Annotated in this window: 1 protein-coding gene; it reads left to right on the top strand. The window is 64.9% G+C overall.

Annotated elements, in window-relative coordinates; translation table 11 throughout:
• Nucleotides 1-125 precede the first annotated feature (125 nt).
• A partial coding sequence (locus JV551A3_RS29790) for a heavy metal translocating P-type ATPase (protein ID WP_133979363.1) occupies nt 126-1,855 on the top strand: 1,730 nt, incomplete at its 3' end.

The raw sequence follows: 1,855 nt of genomic DNA, 5'->3' as shown, positions 1-1,855 counted from the left end.
ACGGCGCAGTCGGTGGCTTTGGCCAGCTCTCCGATCTTCATCAGCAAATTCTCCAGCAAGTGGCTTGACCCTATAGTGGCTACAGGGTGTTCACTTGGCAACAGGCTCAAATTAAGGATGACCCCATGAACCAGCCTGTCAGCCACGAACACAAGCACGATCACCACGCCCACGGCTGCTGTGGCAGCTCTGCTGCGCCAGCCTTGGTCCAACTGAGCGGAAAGGCCAGCAGCCATGCCCAGTTCAGCCGTTTCCGCATCGAGGCCATGGACTGCCCTACCGAGCAGACCCTGATCCAGGACAAGCTGGGCAAGCTGGCCGGTATCGAGCAGCTGGAATTCAACCTGATCAACCGTGTGCTTGGCGTTCGCCATACCCTGGACGGCACCGCTGAAATCGAGCAGGCCATCGACAGCCTGGGCATGAAAGCCGAACCGCTGGGCGCCGAAGACGAAGGCGCCGCCAGCCCACCACAAGTGGCCAAGGCCCGCTGGTGGCCGCTGGCGCTGTCGGGAATTGCCGCTGTCGCCGCCGAAATCGTACATTTTGCCGCGCTGGCCCCGGAGTGGGCGGTGGCGATGTTGGCGCTGGCAGCGATCCTCGGCTGTGGTCTGGGTACCTATAAGAAGGGCTGGATCGCCCTGAAAAACCGCAACCTCAACATCAACGCGCTGATGAGCATTGCCGTGACTGGCGCAGTGCTGATCGGCCAATGGCCGGAAGCGGCCATGGTGATGGTGCTGTTCACCGTCGCCGAGCTGATCGAAGCCCGCTCGCTGGACCGCGCACGCAACGCCATCGGCGGCTTGATGCAGCTCACCCCCGACATGGCCACCGTGCGCCAGGCCGATGGCCAGTGGCGGGAAGTGGAGGTGCGAGAGGTGGCCATCGGTGCCCTGGTGCGGGTACGCCCCGGCGAACGCATTGGCCTGGACGGTGAGGTGACTAGCGGGCAATCCAGTGTCGATCAGGCGCCGATCACCGGCGAAAGTCTGCCGGTGGAAAAGGCCGTAGGCGATAAACTGTTCGCCGGCACCATCAACCAGGCAGGGGCGCTGGAGTTCCGCGTTACTGCTGCTGCCGGTCAGTCGACCCTGGCGCGTATCATCAAGGCCGTCGAGAAAGCGCAAGGCGCGCGGGCGCCTACCCAGCGTTTCGTCGACCGCTTCTCGCGCATCTATACCCCGGTGGTGTTCGCTATCGCTCTTGCCGTTGCGGTGATACCGCCGCTGTTCATGGCTGGTGCCTGGTTCGACTGGATCTATCGCGCCCTGGTGCTATTGGTGGTGGCCTGCCCATGCGCTTTGGTGATCTCGACCCCGGTGACCATCGTCAGCGGCCTGGCCGCCGCCGCGCGCAAGGGCATCCTGATCAAGGGTGGGGTGTACCTGGAAGGCGCGCGCCAGCTGGACTTCCTGGCCCTGGACAAGACCGGCACCATCACCCATGGCAAGCCGGTGCAGACCGACGCCAAGGTACTGGAGCCGCTGTTCGAAGGCCGCGCGCAAGCCTTGGCCGCCAGCCTGGGCGAGCGTTCGGACCACCCGGTTTCCCGCGCCATTGCCCAGTTCGGCAAGGAGCAAGGCCTGGCCTTGAGCGAGGTCGATGACTTCGCCGCCCTGGCCGGGCGCGGCGTGCGCGGTACCATCGCGGGCGAGGTTTACCACTTGGGTAACCACCGTCTGGTCGAGGAGCTGGGACTGTGCTCGCCCGAGCTCGAGACCCAGCTGGATGCGCTGGAGCGCCAGGGCAAGACCGTTGTGCTGCTGCTCGACCGCTCCGGCCCGTTGGCGCTGTTCGCGGTGGCCGACACGGTCAAGGAAAGCAGTCGCCAGGCGATCGCCGAGCTGCATGA

Origin of the sequence: Pseudomonas inefficax (genome assembly GCF_900277125.1) — a bacterium.
Classification (GTDB): Bacteria; Pseudomonadota; Gammaproteobacteria; order Pseudomonadales; family Pseudomonadaceae; genus Aquipseudomonas; species Aquipseudomonas inefficax.
Note: the sequence above shows the minus strand (reverse complement) of the source record. Positions and strands in the feature narration are given on the sequence as shown.